Origin of the sequence: Paenibacillus sp. EPM92 (assembly GCF_016586185.1) — a bacterium.
GTDB lineage: Bacteria > Bacillota > Bacilli > Paenibacillales > NBRC-103111 > Paenibacillus_G > Paenibacillus_G validus.
Window position 1 is genome coordinate 48,856 of sequence record NZ_BCPS01000043.1, and the last position, 17,511, is coordinate 66,366.

Below are 17,511 nucleotides of genomic sequence, written 5' to 3' on the forward strand. Positions count from 1 at the left end.
GAATGAAATGAACGGAGGGACGACGACAGATGGCCGAGTCGCGGAAACTGATGGAAGAAGCCGAACAATTCGTGCGAACGTGTTACGCGGAGCTGAACAAGACGCCGGGAGAGACGGCTGAGCGCATCGAGGAGATCAGACAAGCGGTCGACGCAACGGGGGGTTACGAGCATACGCCCGAGGAGCTGCGGCATGGCGCCAAGATGGCTTGGCGCAACAGCAACCGGTGCATCGGGCGGCTGTTCTGGGAGTCGCTCGAAGTTTTCGACGCCAGACATATCGATACGGAGGCGGACATGGCGGAGACGTTATTCCGTTATATGGCGTTCGCTGCCAACAGCGGGAAAATTCGTCCCGCGATCACGATCTTCAAGCCGGAAACCGAGCCGGGGCGGGGGGCGCGAATATGGAATCATCAGCTTATCCGGTATGCGGGGTACGAGACGGAGCGCGGCATGGTCGGAGACCCGGCTTCGGCGTCGCTGACCCGATGCTGCCTGGAGCTGGGCTGGAAGGGGGAAGGCACCCCTTACGACGTGCTGCCGCTGGTGCTGAGCATGGACGGGCGTCCTCCGCGCTTATTCCCGATTCCGAAGGAGCTTGTGCTGGAGGTCCCGATTACGCATCCGGAGTATCCGGCGATGGCCGGGCTGGGGCTGAAGTGGTACGGAGTGCCGATGGTATCGGATATGCGGCTCGACATCGGCGGCCTATCGTACACGGCAGCGCCGTTCAACGGCTGGTATATGGGCACGGAAATCGGGGCGCGCAATTTGGCCGATCCGCAGCGCTACGACATGCTGCCTCGGGTCGCGGCCGTCATGGGGCTCGACACGACCCGAGAATCGTCGCTGTGGCGGGATAAGGCGCTCGTCGAGCTCAACGTGGCGGTGCTGGATTCGTACAAGCGGCAGGGCGTCACGATTGTCGACCATCACACGGCGGCTTCGCAGTTCCGGCGCTTTGAAGAGCTGGAGGCGAAGCGTGGACGGCAGACGACCGGGGACTGGACCTGGCTGATCCCGCCGATGTCCCCGGCGACGACGCATGTGTTTCACAGCCATTACGAGAATCGGGTGGAAATGCCGAATTTTTTTTACCAGGAGCGAGTTTATGAAACGAGCGGAGGAACCGGCCATGCACGAGAAAGCGGAACGCATCAAACGAATGAAACTACCCGGCGAGGTGTCCAAGCCGGGCTTTGAGCATCGGCTGCCGCCGGGCCAAGTGTGGACGGACCGGTTTCCGATTTTACATGAGGGCGCGGTGCCGGCGTACGACTTGGCGACATGGAGCTTGCGCATGTTCGGCGAGTTGAAGGAAGAGAAGACGCTTACGCACCGGGACCTCATGGCGCTGCCGCAAACGCGGATCACCTGCGACATCCACTGTGTCACCCGCTGGTCCAAAGCGGATACGGTATGGGAAGGCGTCTTGGTCCGGGACGTGCCGGGCCTGCTGGACGTGAACCCCGAAGCGGGTTACGTGATGGTGTACGCCGACCACGACTACGAAACGAATGTGCCGCTGAAGGATCTGCTCGGCGATCAGGCGATGCTGGCGCACAGCTATGACGGCAAGCCGCTGACGCCGAAACACGGCTGGCCGTTTCGCCTGCTCGTGCCGCATCTGTATTTCTGGAAGAGCGCCAAGTGGGTGCGCGGCTTCGAGTTTATGAAGGAAGACCGGACCGGCTTCTGGGAAAACAACGGGTTTCATAACGAAGCCGATCCGTTCAAGGAAGAACGGTTCTCCGGGGAGCCGCTGCCGCTGCCGGAGGACGAGTGGGTACATAAGGATTTCGATTGAAAGCCGTCCTCCGGGACGGTTTTTCTTTTGTTGCAGGACCTGCTCTACTACGTTGCGTCATTCGATCCGATGACATGGAGCCGCGTCCCCTTGCTGCGAGCCGAGGACCAACCGGCCCCGAATCGTATGCTTCTCAAAATTGTTCCCCGTTCATAAATATACATCAGCAATATACTTCATGATAGCTGATGGGGGGGCGTAAATGAGGGGAAAGCTTGAATTGTTGTCGCTCTTGCAGTTGCTTGAAGATGAAATAATGGCTTTAACGCATGGTTCCCAAGCGTGCGGCGGCGGTTACAACCTTCTCCGAACTAAATTGGATGAGCTGTGCGAGTTTATGGTTAGGGACGAAACCATACGACAATGGAAGGTTTGGGGACGTGATAAAGAAATTCAAAATCAAGCGGAGCGATTAAGAGAAGCCTCCGTAGAAGCCCTTTGCAATGTAGAAAAATATGTATCCCAATCCATCTCGCTTGAGGAATGGGGAGCAAGCCCGTATTTAAACCACCTATTCCACTCGGTGAAGGGAGAATGGCAAAGCTTTGGTATGGACGGCCGCTCGAAATTACTATTTATCGGAGCGGGGGCGCTGCCCATTTCGGTTCTTACCTTTGCCAAGGAGTTCGGTTCGACAGCATTGGGAATTGATATTGACCCCGCAACCGTAGGGTTAGCCAATCGTGCGGCTAAAGCTTACGGACTGGAGACGCTCGTTCGTTTCTCAGACGAGAAATTAAGCGGCCTCGCCTTTCGGCGGGAGGCGACTCATATCATGATCGCTTCGCTGGTCAAGAACAAGCACGAGGTGCTGAAGCAATTAAAAGAAACAACCAGGGACGATGTCGAAATTATGGTAAGATTCGGGAACGGAGTGAAGTCCATCTTTAATTATCCGTTTGAATCCGGGTTAACCAGAGACTGGTTAACGGTTCAAATCATCGAGTCAAACCCGATCTACGACACGGTTATACTTCATAAATCGGCGTCACAAGTCGGGAAGGCGGTCCTGGCCTGAATCGAACGATTCAAACGGTCACGGAAACCGAATATTTCAACATAACAATGATTATCATTATCAATGTTGGGTATACTATCGGATGTAGACGAAAAAGAGGCAACCTTATACAAGGTCGCCCCAAAAGAAGTTACAGCTTAGATTCAAACGTTTTGCAGTCGGTTTCTTCGGAGTTGTTGGCTTGCTTTCCGCGATGACTGACGACATAGATCGAGGAAGCGTTACACTTGTTGCCTGCAGCCCAGTACTTACAGGAGTTCACTTCGCATAATACATCTTGTGCCATGGTTTCACCTCCTTTGTTACATAGTGTGGGTTCAGTAGCTAGCAAAATATACATAGGACATGAAAAAAAGGATAGAAGTACCGGAACGGATCCGGTGCCTCTATCCTTTTTCGTTGTTTCAACGGCAACGATCTGCCGCAACTTGATCGCTAGATTTAGGAGTCATCTGACATATTAATTTTAAAGAGTATAACCCACTTTGCGTTTTTCAGAGATTCAGGCGTAAAATCGATCGTTCTCATGCTGTTTTCATTCGTTGCCTGCATCCCCCAAACGGCAGCCTCCTCGTTGTCGGGAACATCTATAGGCTTGCCCAAAGTGACCGGCATCTTTGATGTGTGCTTCACAGGGGAATCAATCCGAAACTGAGTGCTGGAGGACCCATCCTCATGAATGATGGCTACTGTGGCCATGTAATGGGTTCCTTCTTTGTCAGTATCCAGCTCTTTCATCGAAACTATGAATTCACCGTCAAACGTTCTTTGTTCTTCACTTCGCAACAATGTGCTGAATTCCCCAATGGTCTGTTTTTTCACCCCGTTCTCCCATATTTCAGCGGTTGCCCTAATCGATTTCTGATCTCCTTTATAGTTTAGTTTCACCGCTCCTGACATGGGTCCCATAAAGGGCTGGAACTTTTTGGCGTCACCTTCAAATACATTTACAGGCTTCACATGGAGTAAGTCGCGTTGTACCTCTTGTGATTTCGTGCAGGAGGACAAAACAGAGATGGAAATAAGGAAAGAACAAACCATTAGAAATGCCCGCATAGTTACCCCCCCAGGATGAAAGGAATTTTTCATCGATCTAATCTCCGATCCTAATCTTTACAACGCTATCTTATCTCAAACGCATTACCCATCAGCAATGTTGCTGGACGGATTCACAAAAGCGGGAAACCGAACGCACGATCGAACCCATGGGATTGTTCCTGAAAGCATGGCAATTTCCCCAAAGAAAAACTGCATAGAAATAAATTCTACGCAGTTCTTTTTAAACTCTTAGGTAATACTTTGTCAACAGCCTCTTGGTGTAAGGAACTTTTCAAGAACGATCATTTATGAAACCAGATCATCCGCTACCTGATTAATTTGTTCGATCTCAAGTAAAATCGTCGCCAGTTCTTGAGGGGTTGAGTAAAACGGCGAATGGTCCGTATCCAGAGTGTAGACGCTTTCACAGGGAGTTGCAGCGTACATATTTTTTTGACACCAGTTCGTTATCGCTTGATCACGCAGGCACTCAATGTAATAACGCGGAACTTGACCAAACCGCTCGTCCGTCAGACTTAACTTTGTTGCTAAAACTTCCAAAGCTTGAGCATTCAATAAAGATTTCGCACGCTCTGCATCAGCATGTTCAGAACAGCCGTAAAAAATCTCTTTTATTTTTGCCTCGTTAACGGTTGCGTAACTGCCGTCACTGGATACGATCATATTAGATGCTACCAGAGCCCCGGCATCCGTTTGAATCACATCTACCATGGATTCTCCATTTCTAATCAAGAATGCGGTTACATAAACGAGTGCTTTTATTTGCTCCGGACGATATTCGGCGCTTTGCGTGATGGCCATACCACCCATGCTGTGTCCAACAAGGATAACAGGTTCGTCTGCTTCATCAATAACGGAACAAATTTTATCCGTATAGCTCTTAAGTGAAATTTGTGAAACAGGTGTTTGATCAGAACCATGTCCCGGTAAATCAATAGCGTGAACGGTATGACCCTTTTGCTCGAGTAAAGGAACAATCTTCTCCCAGCACCATGCTCCATGCCAGGCTCCATGTACGAGTACGTATGTAGACAATGTGATCACCTCTATTTATTATTAATCATTATCATATTATGACGAAATGAAAAATAACGAAATAGACTTGTTGCAGTATAAACAACAACAGGGATATATTTTAGATTGCGCGAAATGAGTTGACCCACAAATTTTGTTCAACTCCCGCGGATAACGCCGGCTTCTTCAGACGTCTCTTGCCTAAGGAGCCATTATATAAAATAGGTTTCGTGTAGTATGATAGGAGAACAACAGATTCTGATCAAAGGGGCAGGAATAACAGATGAACAGCGGAAGCGAACAGGGAAACCAACGAAACGGGAGTGCCGAGGAAGCAAGACGTCTGCTGGCGGCGAATCCGGATCTCGTGTTTGACGAGCGGATCCGGATCGATATCGGGACGAAGGATGCGGATTTCTGGTTGAAATTCGCTTCGGAATGGGGCGGAGCGTTGTACTTGCTCGATGAAACGAACAAGAAGCGGCACGAGAACGGCCTGATAGATCCGACGTCTTACGAATATGCGCGGCGCACCTACAGACTCGGACTGATTACGTTAAGCGAGCTTTATGACAAGCTGAAAGCGTGGAATGGCGGCGACGAGCGGGCCGAGCCGTACGTCTACGCGATGAATTCCCTCGATTGCTTCTTCGTTCCGGCGTACCTGGAGGATTTCAGCCGGGTGCAGCCGTCGCTGAAACCGGCATGCGACGAGGCCGTCGGGCGTATTCTTACGCAGCTGGCCGGGAAAGCGGACCTTGAAGACGTGAGCGAAGCGCTGAATGCGATGGTCGGCCAGTATATCCGTCACATGCACGAATACGCGGCCGGCTGATAAAAGGCGTTCTTTGGCGGACCGTTATCCGACCGGTTCGGACGGAAAAACGTGCTGTTCCTTTCGATTCTTCGGTACGGTGCCTCTAGCGCAGCTGCTGCCATCGGACTGTAAGCTGAACGAAGGGGAGGCGCAGCAGGAGCGGCTGCCGCTTTCCCCGAGCCGGCTGCATTTTACCTGTGGGCATGAAATATGAGACAATACTTGCAAATGAACATTTTCACAGCAAGGGAGCCAGATGAAATGAGAAGTCGAATCCCCGTTTTTGTTCTGATCTTGCTCGCTTATTTGGGACTGAGCGCTTTCATCGGATGGAGCGGCCTGCAGTATTGGAACGTTGTCATGCCCGCAGCCCCCGACGCGTTGTTTATATTCGTGTACGTGCTGCTGGCTTTCTCGTATTTGATCGCGATGCTGGCCCGCCGCGCGATGCCGTACGCGTTGTACAAAGCGCTCAAGGTTATCGGTTCCTATGGAATTGGGCTGTTGTTCTACGCGGTTCTGCTCGTGCCGCTCGCCGATCTGACGGCCTGGCTGCTCATCTTAACGGGAACCGATGCCTCGGTTGCCGTCACCGTCGTCGGCTCCGCCGTACTGGCCGTCATGGCGGTGCTGCTGCTGGTCGGCTCCTGGAACGCGTGGAATCCTATCGTCCGCCGTTACGACATCGAGATCGTGAAGCCGGGCGGAGGGCGCAAGGAGCTGCGCATTGCCGCCGCCTCGGATCTGCACCTCGGCACGATGGTCGGCAAACGGCATCTCTCCCGGCTGACGGAGCGGGTGGCATCGCTTGCGCCGGATCTCATTCTGCTGCCGGGGGATGTGCTCGACGACAGCATAGAGCCTTTCGTACGCGAAAATATGGCTGAGGTGATGAGCGGGCTGCGCGCTCCCCTCGGCGTGTACGCCGTGCTCGGCAACCACGAATATATCGGCGGCCATATCGCCGAGTATGTGGAGCGGATGCGGGCGATCGGCATCGACGTACTGCTCGATCGCGTCGTGGAGCTCGAGGACGGTCTGTATGTCGCCGGGCGCAAAGACCACGCCGTAGAGAGCTTCACGAACGAAGGACGGCTTACCGTCGATGCGCTGCTGGAAAGCTCGAACGTGGATCGGTCCAAGCCGATTATACTGATGGATCATCAGCCGCATCAACTCGGCGCAGCCGCCGAAGCGGGCGTCGACTTGATGCTGTCCGGGCACACGCACCGCGGCCAAATGATGCCGAACCATTTGATTACACGGCGCCTTTTCGAACTAGATTGGGGTTATTTGCGCAAAGGCGTCATGCATGCGATCGTCTCCTCGGGCTTCGGTTCATGGGGACCGCCGCTGCGTATCGGAAGCCGATCCGAGCTGCTGGACATTCGAGTTACCTTCCAAGGGTAATTCATCTGAATGCAGGTATACGTCTCAAAAATGGTGACCGGATCACGATCGGCCCTGCGACTGTCTGGCTGGACACTCGCAGGGCTCCTCGTGCTGTTCGCCAGAAGATGGACACGATCGCCGCAATCGCAAACAGGGGCGGCTTTACGATTCGTCAAAATTCGGGAGGAAACGCCGGGCATCATACATCCTGCAAAAAACGCTTTCAATTTTCGACAAAGCATGCTATAAAAGAACTAGACATCACCTAAAATTTAGGCAAACCATATGAAAATATGGGACGCAAAACTACAGGGGCTACGCGCCATTCGCCGCATGCCAGCCAGTTGCCGTTTTCCGTTTATGGGGAATGAACCGATCAGCCCTCCGTAACTGAATGAGGCATCACAGCACTCGATTCGGAGGTAAGAGACATGTTTTATTTTCTTCTTTCCCTCAGTTTGTTTTTAACTCCTGTTTTCATCCTATTCTATATGGCTGTTGAAACGCTGCAGCGCAACAAGCGTGACCGGTTGAACCAATGCGCCTCACTGTTTTTCTTCTCCGCCATGCTTATGTTGTTCGGCAATTTTATGACCAGCTTATTCACGGTTCCTTTTTCGGGCAAGATAAGCTACTTGTTTATTTATCTCCCCGCGTTTGCGGCGATGTGTTTGCTCATCCGGTTTTGTGCGCTGCTGAGCGAGCGGGACCGGGCGATGAGCCGCCCCTTGTTGCTCATTCTTTGCTATGCGCCGCTCCTCTCGGGCCTATCGACCTTGCTCTTTCCGCAGTGGTCCTACATCGAGATCGCTGAGATCGGGGGATGGCGTTATCATGAGGTCAGTCCGCTGTTAATGGGGGTGACGGTCGTGACGGCCGTGTACACGATGGGGCTGTCGCTCTATTTGGTCGGCGCCGGTCTGCGCGAAGCGGCTGCTCTTCAATTGAAGCTCAAGCGCAAGCAACTGCAGATGGTGATGTGGGGGGTTGGTCTCGGAGGAGCATGGGCGGTGCTGCTTGCCTCTCATAAGCGATTTTCTATCGTGCCGGACGATCTGTGGATGCCCGATCTTAGCATGTTCGGCGTTTTGATTTATGCGTTTTTCATGCGGTATGCGATGATGAAGTATGATTTCCTGCTTTCTATCGAACGTAAGATATTGTGCGAAATGTCGCCGGTGTCGATTCTGATCGTGGACCGGAACGGTATCATCCGGGAAACCAATGCCCAGACGGAGGCGATGCTGGGACCCTTGCACCAGGAGCCGGCAATGCGCCGGCTGGATGAATGGTTGACCCCGTGCGAGGAGGACGCTGCGAAGCCGGCAGAGGATTCGCGGCGCGAAGCACTGTATAGAGGAGAATATGCGGTTCACAACAGGCAAGGCGACATCAGGTTCGTTCGCGCCGACAGCGAATTCATCTATACCGCCGGGGAGCGGTTTCAATGCGTCGCTTTATTGGATATTACGGAAACGAAGCTGGCAGAAGCGAAAAATCGGCATTTGGCGTACCACGATACATTGACGGACCTGCCGAACCGGTTTATGTTCCAGCAGCGGCTCCAAGAGTCATTATCCGCCGTCAAGCATCATCAAGGATCAATTGCCGTCATTCTTATCGGTTTGGACGGATTCAAGAAAGTGAATGATTCGCAAGGCCATCATGTCGGAGATTTGCTGCTGCAGCATGTGGCCGATATTTTGCTGAAGAGAGCGGCGCTCGACGCGACCGTCTTCCGTTTAGGCGGAGACGAGTTTGCGATGATCGTGCCGCATTCGGAGAGCCAGGCTTCTATTTACGAGCTTTGCCACGACATTTTCGAGGGATTTCAGGCGCCGTTCTTGTATAAGGATAAGTCCTATTATATTTCCGCCAGCGTGGGCGTCTCTCTCTTCCCCGAGCACGGGCAACAGGCGGAACAATTGCTGCAGTTTGCGGATTTAGCGATGTACCATGCGAAGCAATCGGGAAGGAACCGGTACGTGTTGTATGATCCTTTCATTCATCGGGAAGAGCAGGAGCGGTTCCGCATGGACGGCTGGATTCGCAAAGGGCTGAAACAAGGGGAGTTTGCGCTTCATTACCAGCCGCAGGTCGATATGGAGAGCGGGCGTGTGACCGGAGCGGAAGCCTTGATTCGCTGGCACCACCCGGAGGAGGGATTGATCCCGCCCAACGAATTTATTCCGCTGGCGGAAGAATCGGGCACGATTGTCGATATCGGCTACTGGGTGCTGGACACCGCCTGCGAGCAGCTGCGGAAGTGGATGGAAGCCGGGTATGCGCCGCTCTGCATATCGATTAATTTGTCGGCCAAGCAGTTCCTTGATCCGAAGTTTCCGGATGTGCTGGCCGATACGCTGAATCGGACCGGCATCGAGCCTTCGCTGCTCTGTCTGGAGATTACGGAGCGCACGGCGATGCTCGACAAGGGGGGCTGCGCCGACATTTGCCGGGAAATCATGTCGTTCGGCGTCAAGCTGTCGATCGATGATTTCGGTACAGGGTATTCGTCGTTGGTTTTGCTGAAGCAGCTGCCGGTTCACTCGATCAAGATTGACCGCTCGTTCGTCATAGAGCTGGAGACCAACGACAGTGACCGGGCGATTATTATTGCGATGATCGCGATGTCCCACAACTTAGGCAAGAAGGTGGTTGCCGAAGGGGTGGAGGAGCTCGGCCAGTGGAACATGCTGGCGCGGCTGGGCTGCGACGAAGTGCAGGGGTATTTCGCCAGCCGTCCGCTGCCGGCCGACGAGTTTGTTCGCTTTCTGGCGAGGGAACGACAGCAAGGGATCAGCGTGATGCCCCCTGCCTATCACATGCATAAGTAGAAGCAGCGGCGATGTCCGGTTTGGCGTTCTTTCCGAATCCATCCCCGGAAGGGGCGAAAGCCAAATAACCGTTCAGCCCAGAGGGCCGAACGGTTATTTCTGCTGCAAGGCTTCGCCGGGCGTAACGGATGAGGCCTTCCGGCGAAACATCCAAATGATCCCCAGGCACAGCGTCAGACAGATGCCTCCGCACAGCATAAAGGCGCCGCTTGCACCGTAACGGTCGGCCGCATACCCGGCGAAGAAGTTGCCGATCGGCGTCGAACCGGCGAAGACGAGCGAGTAGATGCTCATCACGCGCGCGCGGTACTCGTCTTTCGCGTGTATCTGGAGCGTTGAGTTGCTGTTTGTCGCGAACAGAATGTTGAATACGCCGGTGACGGCCAGACACAAGCTGGCGATCAGAGGCGAATGGGTGAGTCCGATCAGCAGCAGGAAGACGGACAGCAGCACGGAGCTGATCAGGATGAGCTTGCGGCGCGGGCCCTTCTTACTCATGAACGACATCGCAAGCGCCCCGCCGAACGAGCCGACGCCGAGGCACGACATGAGCAGCCCGTACATCTGCTCCTTCATCATCAGGACGTCCTTCGTGAATACGGGAATGAGCACGGCGAAATTGTAGGCGAGCGTTCCGACGACGGTTACCATCATCAGCGTCTGCAGCAGCACTTGATCTCCCCGGATATAAACCAGACCGTCTTTAATCTCATTCCACACCCCGATGTTCTGTTTTTTCTCCCGCACATACGGGACCGCCTCAATCTGCAGCAAACCGTATATGACGGCGATAAAACTTAGCCCGTTCAACAGAAAGCACCAGGCCGGCCCGAGCAGCGCCATCATCGTCGCACCGATTGCCGGTCCGAGAATTCGCGCCAGGTTGAACGTCATCGAATTCAAGGCGATCGCATTCATCAGATCGTCCTTCCCGACGATCTCGATATTGAACGCCTGCCGCGTCGGCATATCGAACGTGTTCGTCAGGCCAAGCAGCAGGGCGAGCACCATGACGTAGCCGTACCGGACCGTATCGGTAAAGACGAGTGCGGACAGCGTCAGCGCGAGCAGCATCGACATGCTCTGCGTCACCAGCAAAATCCGCTTTTTCGGAAACTTGTCGATCACGACGCCTGCGAACAGGGACAGGCATGTGAAGGGCAGGAATTGGATCGTGCCGATCAGACCGAGCAGGAAAGGCGATCCCGTCAATGTCAGCACGAGCCATGCTTGCCCGATGTTCTGCATCCACGTTCCGACGAGCGAGACGCATTGCCCCATCCAAAAATATCGATAATTCCGATGCGTCAGCGCGTGAAAATGATTATTGACGAGCCGAGCGCCAGCTAGCTTTACATTCAAGACCTGTCACCTGCCTCCTGATGTTCGGATGATTCCGGTTGTAAGCGGCTGCTATCTTTCGTAAACCGGGCGGCGTTATGGCCCATCTTGTCGAGCAGCGCGATTGCCGCTTCCTTCTCCTCCTCCGTGAAGCCGGAGGTGAGCAGGCTTCGCCAATCGGCCAATACGCTGCGCACCTCGTCTTTAATTTCAAGCGCCTTCGGGGTTAGAAATACCCGGTAAAAGCGTTTATCGTCATCCCTCACCTCGCGGCTTACATAGCCTTGTTCTTCCAGCTTCTTCAACGCTTTGGCCGTCGTGCCTTTATCTATCATCAAATAATCGGAGAGCTCTTCCTGACTCAAGCCGTCTTGTTTATACAGCGCGCTGAGGAACATATACTGGCCTTTCCCGATATCGTGCTCCTTCAACCGGCTGCCGATGTACATTTGGCCTGTACGGTACAGCAGCGAAATCAAGCGGGAAATCGTATATTTATGATCCGGCATCGGAATCCTCCTCGTGTTTAAATAATCAGTTGCAAATGCCACTATAAATAAGTATAAATCCTGACGGTTGCTCTTGCAACGGTTCTTTTGCCATGATGAGCCATCGCCCGAATGGATGAAAACGGGGAGAAATCCGGTCCGAACGACAGGCGTTTGCTGGAGGAGGTCCGGTGAGCTCCGCTTCGCCGCGAGCGTGTACAAGCGTCGGCCGGATGCTTTTCATACGGTTCGCCCCAGGTCGTTTGTTGTTGAGAGCGTGAATATGACGCGGAAATTTGCCAAAGTTGTTGCCATTTTGTAATATTATTTTAAGCTTATTTTAATCATCGTAATTTATCCTATTAAGTAAGTAAGCGCATGGCGCAGTACCGCTAGATTTTTTGATAGATGGGACGGTGTTAGGGATGAAGGTTTTTGTTAACTTTCAAAACAAACAAATCCCGGTCTTCGCCGACAACTTGAATAAGAAAACGCTCAAGCTGCTAAGAGCGGCCCTCGACAAAAAGGTGGAAACCGGAAGAAACGCATTGCAAAAATGCTTGCAAACCTTAATCAGCATCGAAGTTGTCGGATGCGAAGCTATCCTGCATTCCTTCAACGAAAGAGATTCGCTTGCTCTGTCCCTCTATTAGAGGGACTTTTTTCTTTAATTCGGTTACGGCTGAAGCGTATGTAAGTTATATAGGAGGTTGCGTCCTGCATACCACCCTGATCGGGAGCGTGATACGCATGGGTAAAATGGGAATAGCGTTGCAGCTTTATACGCTTCGGGGAGAAGCGGAGGCCGATTTTCGCGGCATGCTGCGTAAAGTGGCGGAGCTCGGTTTCGAAGGCGTAGAATTTGCGGGTTACGGCGGTGTGCCTGCCGAGGAGATGAATGCGCTGTTACAGGAGCTCGGCCTGCGGGCGGTCGGCGGCCATGTCGGCTTACAGCGGCTGCAGTCCGGCCTGCAGGGCGAGATCGATTATTTGAAAGCGATCGGCGGCAAATACATCATATGCCCGTATGTGTCCCCGGATACGAACGAAGAAGGCTGGAAATCGGTGATTGCCGAGCTGCAAGCGTACGGGGAGGAAGTGCGGAGGCAAGGGTTGGCGTTCGGTTATCACAACCACGAGTTCGAGTTCGAAGCGAAGCTCGGACCCTCGCTCATTTTCGATGCGATCTTTGAATCGACGTCGCCGGAGACGCTGCTGGTGGAGATGGATGTGTGCTGGGTGATGCGTGGCGGCCAAGATCCGCTTGCCTATATCCGCAAATATGCAGGGCGGCTGCCGCTGATTCATTTGAAGGATTTTAAATACGAGGGCGACGGGGTTCAGACGCTGGAGCTCGGCCAAGGCATCGTTCCGTTGAATGACGTCATCGAGGCGGCCTCGGAAACCGGCGTGGAATGGCTGATTGTCGAGCAGGATCATTGTCAGAATCCGCCGCTGGTGAGCGTGGCCAACAGCCTGAACTGGCTGAAGCAGCACGATGTGCAGCAGGCGTAATTAGATGTGGATTTCCGGCGAAGAAGACTTGCGTTCCGTGAACGTCATTCTGGCCGCGTTGGAATCCCAGACGGCGGGTATCGTCGTTTCGCTATAGGTATGGCAAAGGCAGCCATCGTTCTTCGAGGAGAACGATGGCTGCCTTTGTTGGCCGGAGAAACGGGCTGTTCCGCTAGTTTCGCGTATCCTTAGGCTCGGACCGGGCTTGCAGCCGGATGTACTGCCGCAGCATGGCTGCCCGCCAAGGGACGATCATGCCAAACGCAAGAATGAAGAAGAGAGCGCCTGTTTGCGGAATCGAAACGAAACGTTCGATGTACTCGTGAAGTCCCAGCCGAAGCGCGAGCAGGATCAGCAGCACCAGAGCGAACGATTTGGAGCGTTTGACGTAGATGCCGCCGCTGCGCCGTTCCAGCCTGGAGCTGCGGATGAGCGGATAGGAGAACAGCAGCAGACCGGCGAGGAACGCGCTTCCGGCCCATGCCAGCGGAATGCGGAAGAAAGGCAGGGCGAACATCAGAAAGCCGGTGCTCATCCCGATGGGCGGCATGACGATGCTTGACACGGTGATCGGCTTGCTTCCGGCGCGCGAGCGGACGAAGACGGCGAGCAGCGCCATCACCACCATGCCGGCGCTGGCGAAGGTGTGCAGTTGGATGGTGCCGAAGTGAATCAACGTATACAGCCTCCCGGTTGAATCGTCTGATTGACATGATTATACCACCGGCAGGAAGCCGATTCTACTTCATGCCCTTCTACGTCCAGCCCTCTGCATAACCTTCCGCAAGCAAGCCGCCGTAAGGCTCCAGCCAGCGACCAGTGAGCGCAAACAGCGGCTCCGGGTTGCGATTCGTATAATAGGCGTCCAGCGCCGCGAGCAGCTCGCGGCTCTGTTCGAGGCTGTGCCGCTCCAGCTCGCGGTACAGCCATTTGCCGTCGCCGAGCCAGCAGCCGGCGCTGCGCAGCGCGAAGGAAGCGAGCTGCAGCGTAAGCTTGGCGACAATGAACAAGCACTCCGCGTCGCTGCGGTCGCCCGACAAGTCGGCGAGCGATTCGCCGATCTCGTATCGGGCCCGGTCAAGCTCTTGCACGGACCAGGGGAAAGGCCCGGCTGCCAAGGCGTCTCTCGCTTCGCTCACAATGTCGCGTATAGCGTCTTCTCCCTTCAATGCCTGACCGCAGGCGCACATGCGCAGCATGGAAGGGATGGCGCTGTCAATCGCTTGGTCGAAGAAGTAGCGGTACGAATCGCGGGTCATGACGAACGCTTCGATGATCCAGCCGAATGCGCGGTACGTTCGCCGGAATGGTCCTTCCTGCGACTCGTCGAATACGATCAAGTCCAAGTCGGAGGCGGAGGTTTCGCCGCCTTGCACGACGCTGCCGGCCAGCAGCGCCGCTTCGCAGTTCGGGAAATACGTATCGATACAACGTCCGGCCGCTTCCATGCCGTTCATTCTCACAGGAATCACGCTCGATTCACGTTTATTTTTCGGCGCGTATAAGCGCGTAGCCCAGACGGTCCCGATGTGCGTCGATGAGCTCGTCGTGCCGAAGCGAAAGCTGCCATAGCGCCGGATCCATGATCGCTTCGTGGTCCATCATTTGATGAAGATCCGGATGCTGCATTTGATCTCTGCTCAAGTGCTCCTCAAAAAGCGACCGATCCACCAGCTCGAAGCGTTCGTATCCGGCCGCGCTTAAGGCCGACAACCATTCCTCTTCGTTAAATAAGCCGCCGAACTCGAAGAAATCGCGCAACATTTGGCTGTCGCTTTCCTTTAGTCCTGCCAAGGCCAGCACCTCGCGGTCGTATAGCGTTCCGCCCGGACGCAGCACCCTGTAGTATTCCGCCAACGCCTCGGGGATGTGTGTGAAATTGGTCACCGATTCGGCAAGCACAACGTCGAAGGTCTCGTCCGGAAACGGAAGCGCCGTAACGCTGCCTTCCACCCAATCGACATGCAGCTGCTCGGAGGCGGAGCGAGCCGCTGCTTTGACAAGCATCTCGGGCCGCAGATCGAGTCCGGTAACCGCAAACCCTTGCCGCGCCAAATAACAAGCGGTCCGTCCCGTCCCGCAGCCGACCTCGAGGATCCGGCTTCCCGGAGGAAGGGGATAACGTTGCATTTGATCGAGCGTCGCGGAGAATCCGCCGGGATGTGCGCTCCCTACGCCAAGGCGCGTCAGCATATCCAAGTATCGCATAGCTTCACCCCTTCTCAGTAAACTTAACTCCATGTATTTTATGTAGGATTGGAAGAATGGTTATAGGTGGATGCTCCGTTCCGCTACTTTCTTTCTTTTATGACTATGACAGTTCCTGTCAGGGATAGCGGTTAAAGTGTATGAAGAAGTGCAAGTAATGTTTGGCTATAACCAAACTTACCGCTCTTTTCACCGGGATGATGTGATATTATGGGTTTTCGGATAGGGAGGGAGAGAAATCAGATGTTGGATTCAAGCGCGCAAAGCGCAGGGGATAAGGCCGTGTACCCCGCACTCGACGTGCGGAGAACGGCGCCATGGATCATGTTCATTATTTTTTTCGCGGTGTTGAACGAGACGGTATTCAACGTTTCGATGCCGAGCATCGCGGAGCAGTACGGATTAACGCCTTCGGGGGTCAGCTGGGTATCCACGACGTTCATCATTTTTTTCGCCATCGGCTCGGTTATTTACGGGAAGCTGTCGGATATTTTTAGTCTGAAGAAGCTGATCGTCATCGGCATCGTCATTTATAATGTCGGGTCGTTGCTCGGCTATGTGTGCCAATTCTCCTACCCGCTGGTCGTTTTGTTCCGGGCGGTGCAGGGAGCCGGCGCCTCGGCGATACCGGCGTTGATCATGGTTCTGATCGCGCGGTATTTCTCGATGGAAGACAGGGGGAAAGTATTCGGTATTTTGAATTCGACGGTCGCCTTTGCGGTCGGGATCGGCCCGGTCATCGGCGGTTTCGTGTCATCCTCCCTGCACTGGTCTTACTTGTTCCTCATTCCTGTCTTTACATTAATTTCGCTGCCGTTCTTCAACCGGACGCTTCCGAGCCAAGGGGCGAAGCCGGGGAAGGTGGATGTGGCAGGAGCGGTCTTGATTGCCTTGGGAGTCGCCGCGCTTATCTTATTTTCCACGGAGTCGCACTGGTATTGGCTGCTCGCTTGCGTCGGCCTGCTCGGTTGGTTCACGCTGCATATTCGTCGCACGAAAGAACCGTTCATCGAGCCTTCTTTATTCAAAAACGTGTTGTTCCGAAACGGTTTGATCGTAGCGTTTATTATCTTTTGCACGGTCATGGGCATTATGTACGCCGTTCCGTTCATGCTGGATAGCGTGAAAGGACTCAGCGCCAATCAAGTCGGTTGGGTGCTGTTCCCGGGTGCGATCAGCGCGGTGCTGTTCGGGCCGATCGGCGGAAGCCTGGCGGACAAGCGCGGCAATCCGTTCGTCGTGTCGATCGGCATCCTGCTGCTGATCGCCAGCCTTGTGCTGATCTCAAGCTTCGTCGGATTCAACGCGTGGCTGATTTCCGGCGCCATGGTGCTGACCTACATCGGGCTATCCTTTATCCAAACGGCTATCGCCAACAGCGTGTCGCGGACGCTAACGATGGAGGAAACCGGGGTCGGCATGGGATTGTTCAATCTCGTAGGCTTTATTTCGGGCGCCGTCGGGATGGCGCTGGTCGGGCGGGTGCTTGCAGAGAATATGTTCCAATTCAAGCTGAATCCGTTCGTCTGGGAGTCCAAGGCGTGGATGTACAGCAATCTGATGCTTCTATCCGCGCTGGTCATTGTTTTAGGCGCCTTGTTGTACTACCGCAGCTACGGCCGCGCCGCCAAAGTCGGATCATAACGGCCCCTGGGAACCGGAGCAAGCGAAAGAACCGTCTGCGATCACATCAATCGCAGACGGTTCTTTCGGTATATGCCGGTTTTGGCTCACATCCAGCATCAATAGCAGAAGAATTGCTCCACACGCCGCAAATCGAGGCCGAAATAAATCCAGCGCCCGAACGGACCGAATCCGTACCAGCGGAAACCGGCCAAGGAATTTCGTCCGACGAAGGTCAAATAGGCCCAATACTGCTCGCCGTTTTGCTGCCAAATGTATACGAACCGGAACAAGCAGCGGCGTATCCCTCCGGGATCGACCGCGAACAGCTGCTGGCCGCTTTGCTGCGGGATGAACGATGGCGGCGGGCTCTGCGGGGCTCCCGTCGGA

At 54.3% G+C, this 17,511-nt stretch carries 18 protein-coding genes, 1 pseudogene and 1 riboswitch; of the genes and pseudogenes, 10 read left to right on the forward strand and 9 right to left on the reverse strand.

Annotated features, from left to right (window positions below):
- The first annotated feature begins 29 nt into the window (after positions 1-29).
- The 3 genes from JMF85_RS08030 to JMF85_RS08040 all read left to right on the forward strand — a co-directional run bounded on the left by JMF85_RS08030 (position 30) and on the right by JMF85_RS08040 (position 2,827).
- Entirely contained in the window at positions 30-1,205 is a 1,176-nt protein-coding gene (locus JMF85_RS08030; RefSeq protein WP_155615081.1) for a nitric oxide synthase oxygenase, read from the forward strand.
- The gene (locus JMF85_RS08035; RefSeq protein WP_201318024.1) at positions 1,138-1,809 is read left to right on the forward strand and encodes a sulfite oxidase-like oxidoreductase; all 672 of its coding nucleotides are present in this window, start codon (positions 1,138-1,140) and stop codon (positions 1,807-1,809) included. The genes JMF85_RS08030 and JMF85_RS08035 overlap by 68 nt, the downstream gene beginning before the upstream one ends.
- A 202-nt stretch (positions 1,810-2,011) precedes the next feature.
- A complete protein-coding gene (locus tag JMF85_RS08040; protein WP_201318025.1) occupies positions 2,012-2,827 on the forward strand; it encodes a nicotianamine synthase family protein in 816 nt (271 codons plus the stop codon).
- A 130-nt stretch (positions 2,828-2,957) separates the two neighbouring features.
- On the opposite strand, the gene JMF85_RS08045 is transcribed toward JMF85_RS08040, so the two are convergent.
- From JMF85_RS08045 to JMF85_RS08055, 3 genes are all read right to left on the reverse strand, one after another.
- Positions 2,958-3,113: a DUF1540 domain-containing protein gene (locus tag JMF85_RS08045; RefSeq protein WP_127608086.1), complete on the reverse strand. Its 156-nt coding sequence runs from the start codon at positions 3,111-3,113 to the stop codon at positions 2,958-2,960.
- A gap of 155 nt (positions 3,114-3,268) precedes the next feature.
- On the reverse strand, positions 3,269-3,916 hold the full coding sequence (locus tag JMF85_RS08050) for a hypothetical protein (protein WP_127608085.1): 648 nt from the start codon (positions 3,914-3,916) through the stop codon (positions 3,269-3,271).
- Between the two features lie 255 nt (positions 3,917-4,171).
- Positions 4,172-4,921 (reverse strand): alpha/beta fold hydrolase, encoded by a 750-nt coding sequence (locus tag JMF85_RS08055; protein ID WP_201318026.1) that lies wholly within the window; start codon positions 4,919-4,921, stop codon positions 4,172-4,174.
- 262 nt (positions 4,922-5,183) lie between these two features.
- On the opposite strand from JMF85_RS08055, the gene JMF85_RS08060 reads away from it, so the two are divergent.
- The 4 genes from JMF85_RS08060 (at position 5,184) to JMF85_RS08075 (ending at position 9,946) form a co-directional block, all read left to right on the forward strand.
- Positions 5,184-5,735 carry a hypothetical protein gene (locus tag JMF85_RS08060; protein WP_054797485.1) on the forward strand — a complete coding sequence of 184 codons (552 nt, stop codon included), beginning with the start codon at positions 5,184-5,186 and terminating at the stop codon, positions 5,733-5,735.
- 13 nt (positions 5,736-5,748) lie between these two features.
- Positions 5,749-5,931, forward strand: a complete 183-nt coding sequence (locus tag JMF85_RS08065; RefSeq protein WP_201318027.1) for a hypothetical protein — start codon at positions 5,749-5,751, stop codon at positions 5,929-5,931.
- Between the two features lie 47 nt (positions 5,932-5,978).
- On the forward strand, positions 5,979-7,127 hold the full coding sequence (locus tag JMF85_RS08070; RefSeq protein WP_201318028.1) for a metallophosphoesterase: 1,149 nt from the start codon (positions 5,979-5,981) through the stop codon (positions 7,125-7,127).
- 247 nt (positions 7,128-7,374) lie between these two features.
- A riboswitch (cyclic di-GMP riboswitch) is annotated at positions 7,375-7,461 on the forward strand.
- A gap of 79 nt (positions 7,462-7,540) precedes the next feature.
- Complete coding sequence (locus JMF85_RS08075; protein WP_201318029.1) at positions 7,541-9,946, forward strand: EAL domain-containing protein; 2,406 nt, start codon at positions 7,541-7,543, stop codon at positions 9,944-9,946.
- Between the two features lie 93 nt (positions 9,947-10,039).
- Here the strand turns inward: JMF85_RS08075 and JMF85_RS08080 are convergent, their stop codons facing one another.
- Both JMF85_RS08080 and JMF85_RS08085 read right to left on the reverse strand, forming a co-directional pair.
- The gene (locus tag JMF85_RS08080; RefSeq protein ID WP_236595777.1) at positions 10,040-11,308 is read right to left on the reverse strand and encodes an MFS transporter; all 1,269 of its coding nucleotides are present in this window, start codon (positions 11,306-11,308) and stop codon (positions 10,040-10,042) included.
- Entirely contained in the window at positions 11,305-11,796 is a 492-nt protein-coding gene (locus JMF85_RS08085; protein ID WP_127608080.1) for a MarR family winged helix-turn-helix transcriptional regulator, read from the reverse strand. Before JMF85_RS08085 ends, JMF85_RS08080 begins: the two co-directional genes overlap by 4 nt.
- A gap of 404 nt (positions 11,797-12,200) precedes the next feature.
- Here JMF85_RS08085 and JMF85_RS08090 point away from each other — a divergent pair, with 404 nt between their 5' ends.
- Both JMF85_RS08090 and JMF85_RS08095 read left to right on the forward strand, forming a co-directional pair.
- Complete coding sequence (locus JMF85_RS08090) at positions 12,201-12,428, forward strand: 3-dehydroquinate dehydratase (RefSeq protein WP_127608079.1); 228 nt, start codon at positions 12,201-12,203, stop codon at positions 12,426-12,428.
- A 97-nt stretch (positions 12,429-12,525) separates the two neighbouring features.
- Positions 12,526-13,290 carry a sugar phosphate isomerase/epimerase family protein gene (locus JMF85_RS08095; RefSeq protein WP_054797489.1) on the forward strand — a complete coding sequence of 255 codons (765 nt, stop codon included), beginning with the start codon at positions 12,526-12,528 and terminating at the stop codon, positions 13,288-13,290.
- A 172-nt stretch (positions 13,291-13,462) separates the two neighbouring features.
- Here the strand turns inward: JMF85_RS08095 and JMF85_RS08100 are convergent, their stop codons facing one another.
- The 3 genes from JMF85_RS08100 to JMF85_RS08110 form a co-directional block, all read right to left on the reverse strand.
- Positions 13,463-13,966 (reverse strand): CcdC family protein, encoded by a 504-nt coding sequence (locus JMF85_RS08100; protein WP_054800467.1) that lies wholly within the window; start codon positions 13,964-13,966, stop codon positions 13,463-13,465.
- A 79-nt stretch (positions 13,967-14,045) separates the two neighbouring features.
- Complete coding sequence (locus JMF85_RS08105) at positions 14,046-14,762, reverse strand: nucleotidyltransferase domain-containing protein (RefSeq protein WP_236595778.1); 717 nt, start codon at positions 14,760-14,762, stop codon at positions 14,046-14,048.
- A 13-nt stretch (positions 14,763-14,775) separates the two neighbouring features.
- The gene (locus tag JMF85_RS08110; protein ID WP_054797491.1) at positions 14,776-15,498 is read right to left on the reverse strand and encodes a class I SAM-dependent methyltransferase; all 723 of its coding nucleotides are present in this window, start codon (positions 15,496-15,498) and stop codon (positions 14,776-14,778) included.
- A 243-nt stretch (positions 15,499-15,741) separates the two neighbouring features.
- Between JMF85_RS08110 and JMF85_RS08115 the strand changes: the two genes are divergently transcribed.
- On the forward strand, positions 15,742-17,142 hold the full coding sequence (locus JMF85_RS08115; RefSeq protein WP_127608078.1) for an MFS transporter: 1,401 nt from the start codon (positions 15,742-15,744) through the stop codon (positions 17,140-17,142).
- Between the two features lie 98 nt (positions 17,143-17,240).
- Here JMF85_RS08115 and JMF85_RS08120 read toward each other — a convergent pair.
- Positions 17,241-17,511, reverse strand: a pseudogene (locus JMF85_RS08120) (hypothetical protein); the annotation flags it as partial.

Coding starts and splice junctions, on each gene's coding strand:
- JMF85_RS08030 (WP_155615081.1), top strand. CDS start 30: ATGGCCGAGTCGCGGAAACTGATGGAAGAAGCCGAACAATTCGTGCGA.
- JMF85_RS08035 (WP_201318024.1), top strand. CDS start 1,138: ATGCACGAGAAAGCGGAACGCATCAAACGAATGAAACTACCCGGCGAG.
- JMF85_RS08040 (WP_201318025.1), top strand. CDS start 2,012: ATGAGGGGAAAGCTTGAATTGTTGTCGCTCTTGCAGTTGCTTGAAGAT.
- JMF85_RS08045 (WP_127608086.1), bottom strand. CDS start 3,113: ATGGCACAAGATGTATTATGCGAAGTGAACTCCTGTAAGTACTGGGCT.
- JMF85_RS08050 (WP_127608085.1), bottom strand. CDS start 3,916: ATGAAAAATTCCTTTCATCCTGGGGGGGTAACTATGCGGGCATTTCTA.
- JMF85_RS08060 (WP_054797485.1), top strand. CDS start 5,184: ATGAACAGCGGAAGCGAACAGGGAAACCAACGAAACGGGAGTGCCGAG.
- JMF85_RS08070 (WP_201318028.1), top strand. CDS start 5,979: ATGAGAAGTCGAATCCCCGTTTTTGTTCTGATCTTGCTCGCTTATTTG.
- JMF85_RS08075 (WP_201318029.1), top strand. CDS start 7,541: ATGTTTTATTTTCTTCTTTCCCTCAGTTTGTTTTTAACTCCTGTTTTC.
- JMF85_RS08085 (WP_127608080.1), bottom strand. CDS start 11,796: ATGCCGGATCATAAATATACGATTTCCCGCTTGATTTCGCTGCTGTAC.
- JMF85_RS08090 (WP_127608079.1), top strand. CDS start 12,201: ATGAAGGTTTTTGTTAACTTTCAAAACAAACAAATCCCGGTCTTCGCC.
- JMF85_RS08095 (WP_054797489.1), top strand. CDS start 12,526: ATGGGTAAAATGGGAATAGCGTTGCAGCTTTATACGCTTCGGGGAGAA.
- JMF85_RS08110 (WP_054797491.1), bottom strand. CDS start 15,498: ATGCGATACTTGGATATGCTGACGCGCCTTGGCGTAGGGAGCGCACAT.
- JMF85_RS08115 (WP_127608078.1), top strand. CDS start 15,742: ATGTTGGATTCAAGCGCGCAAAGCGCAGGGGATAAGGCCGTGTACCCC.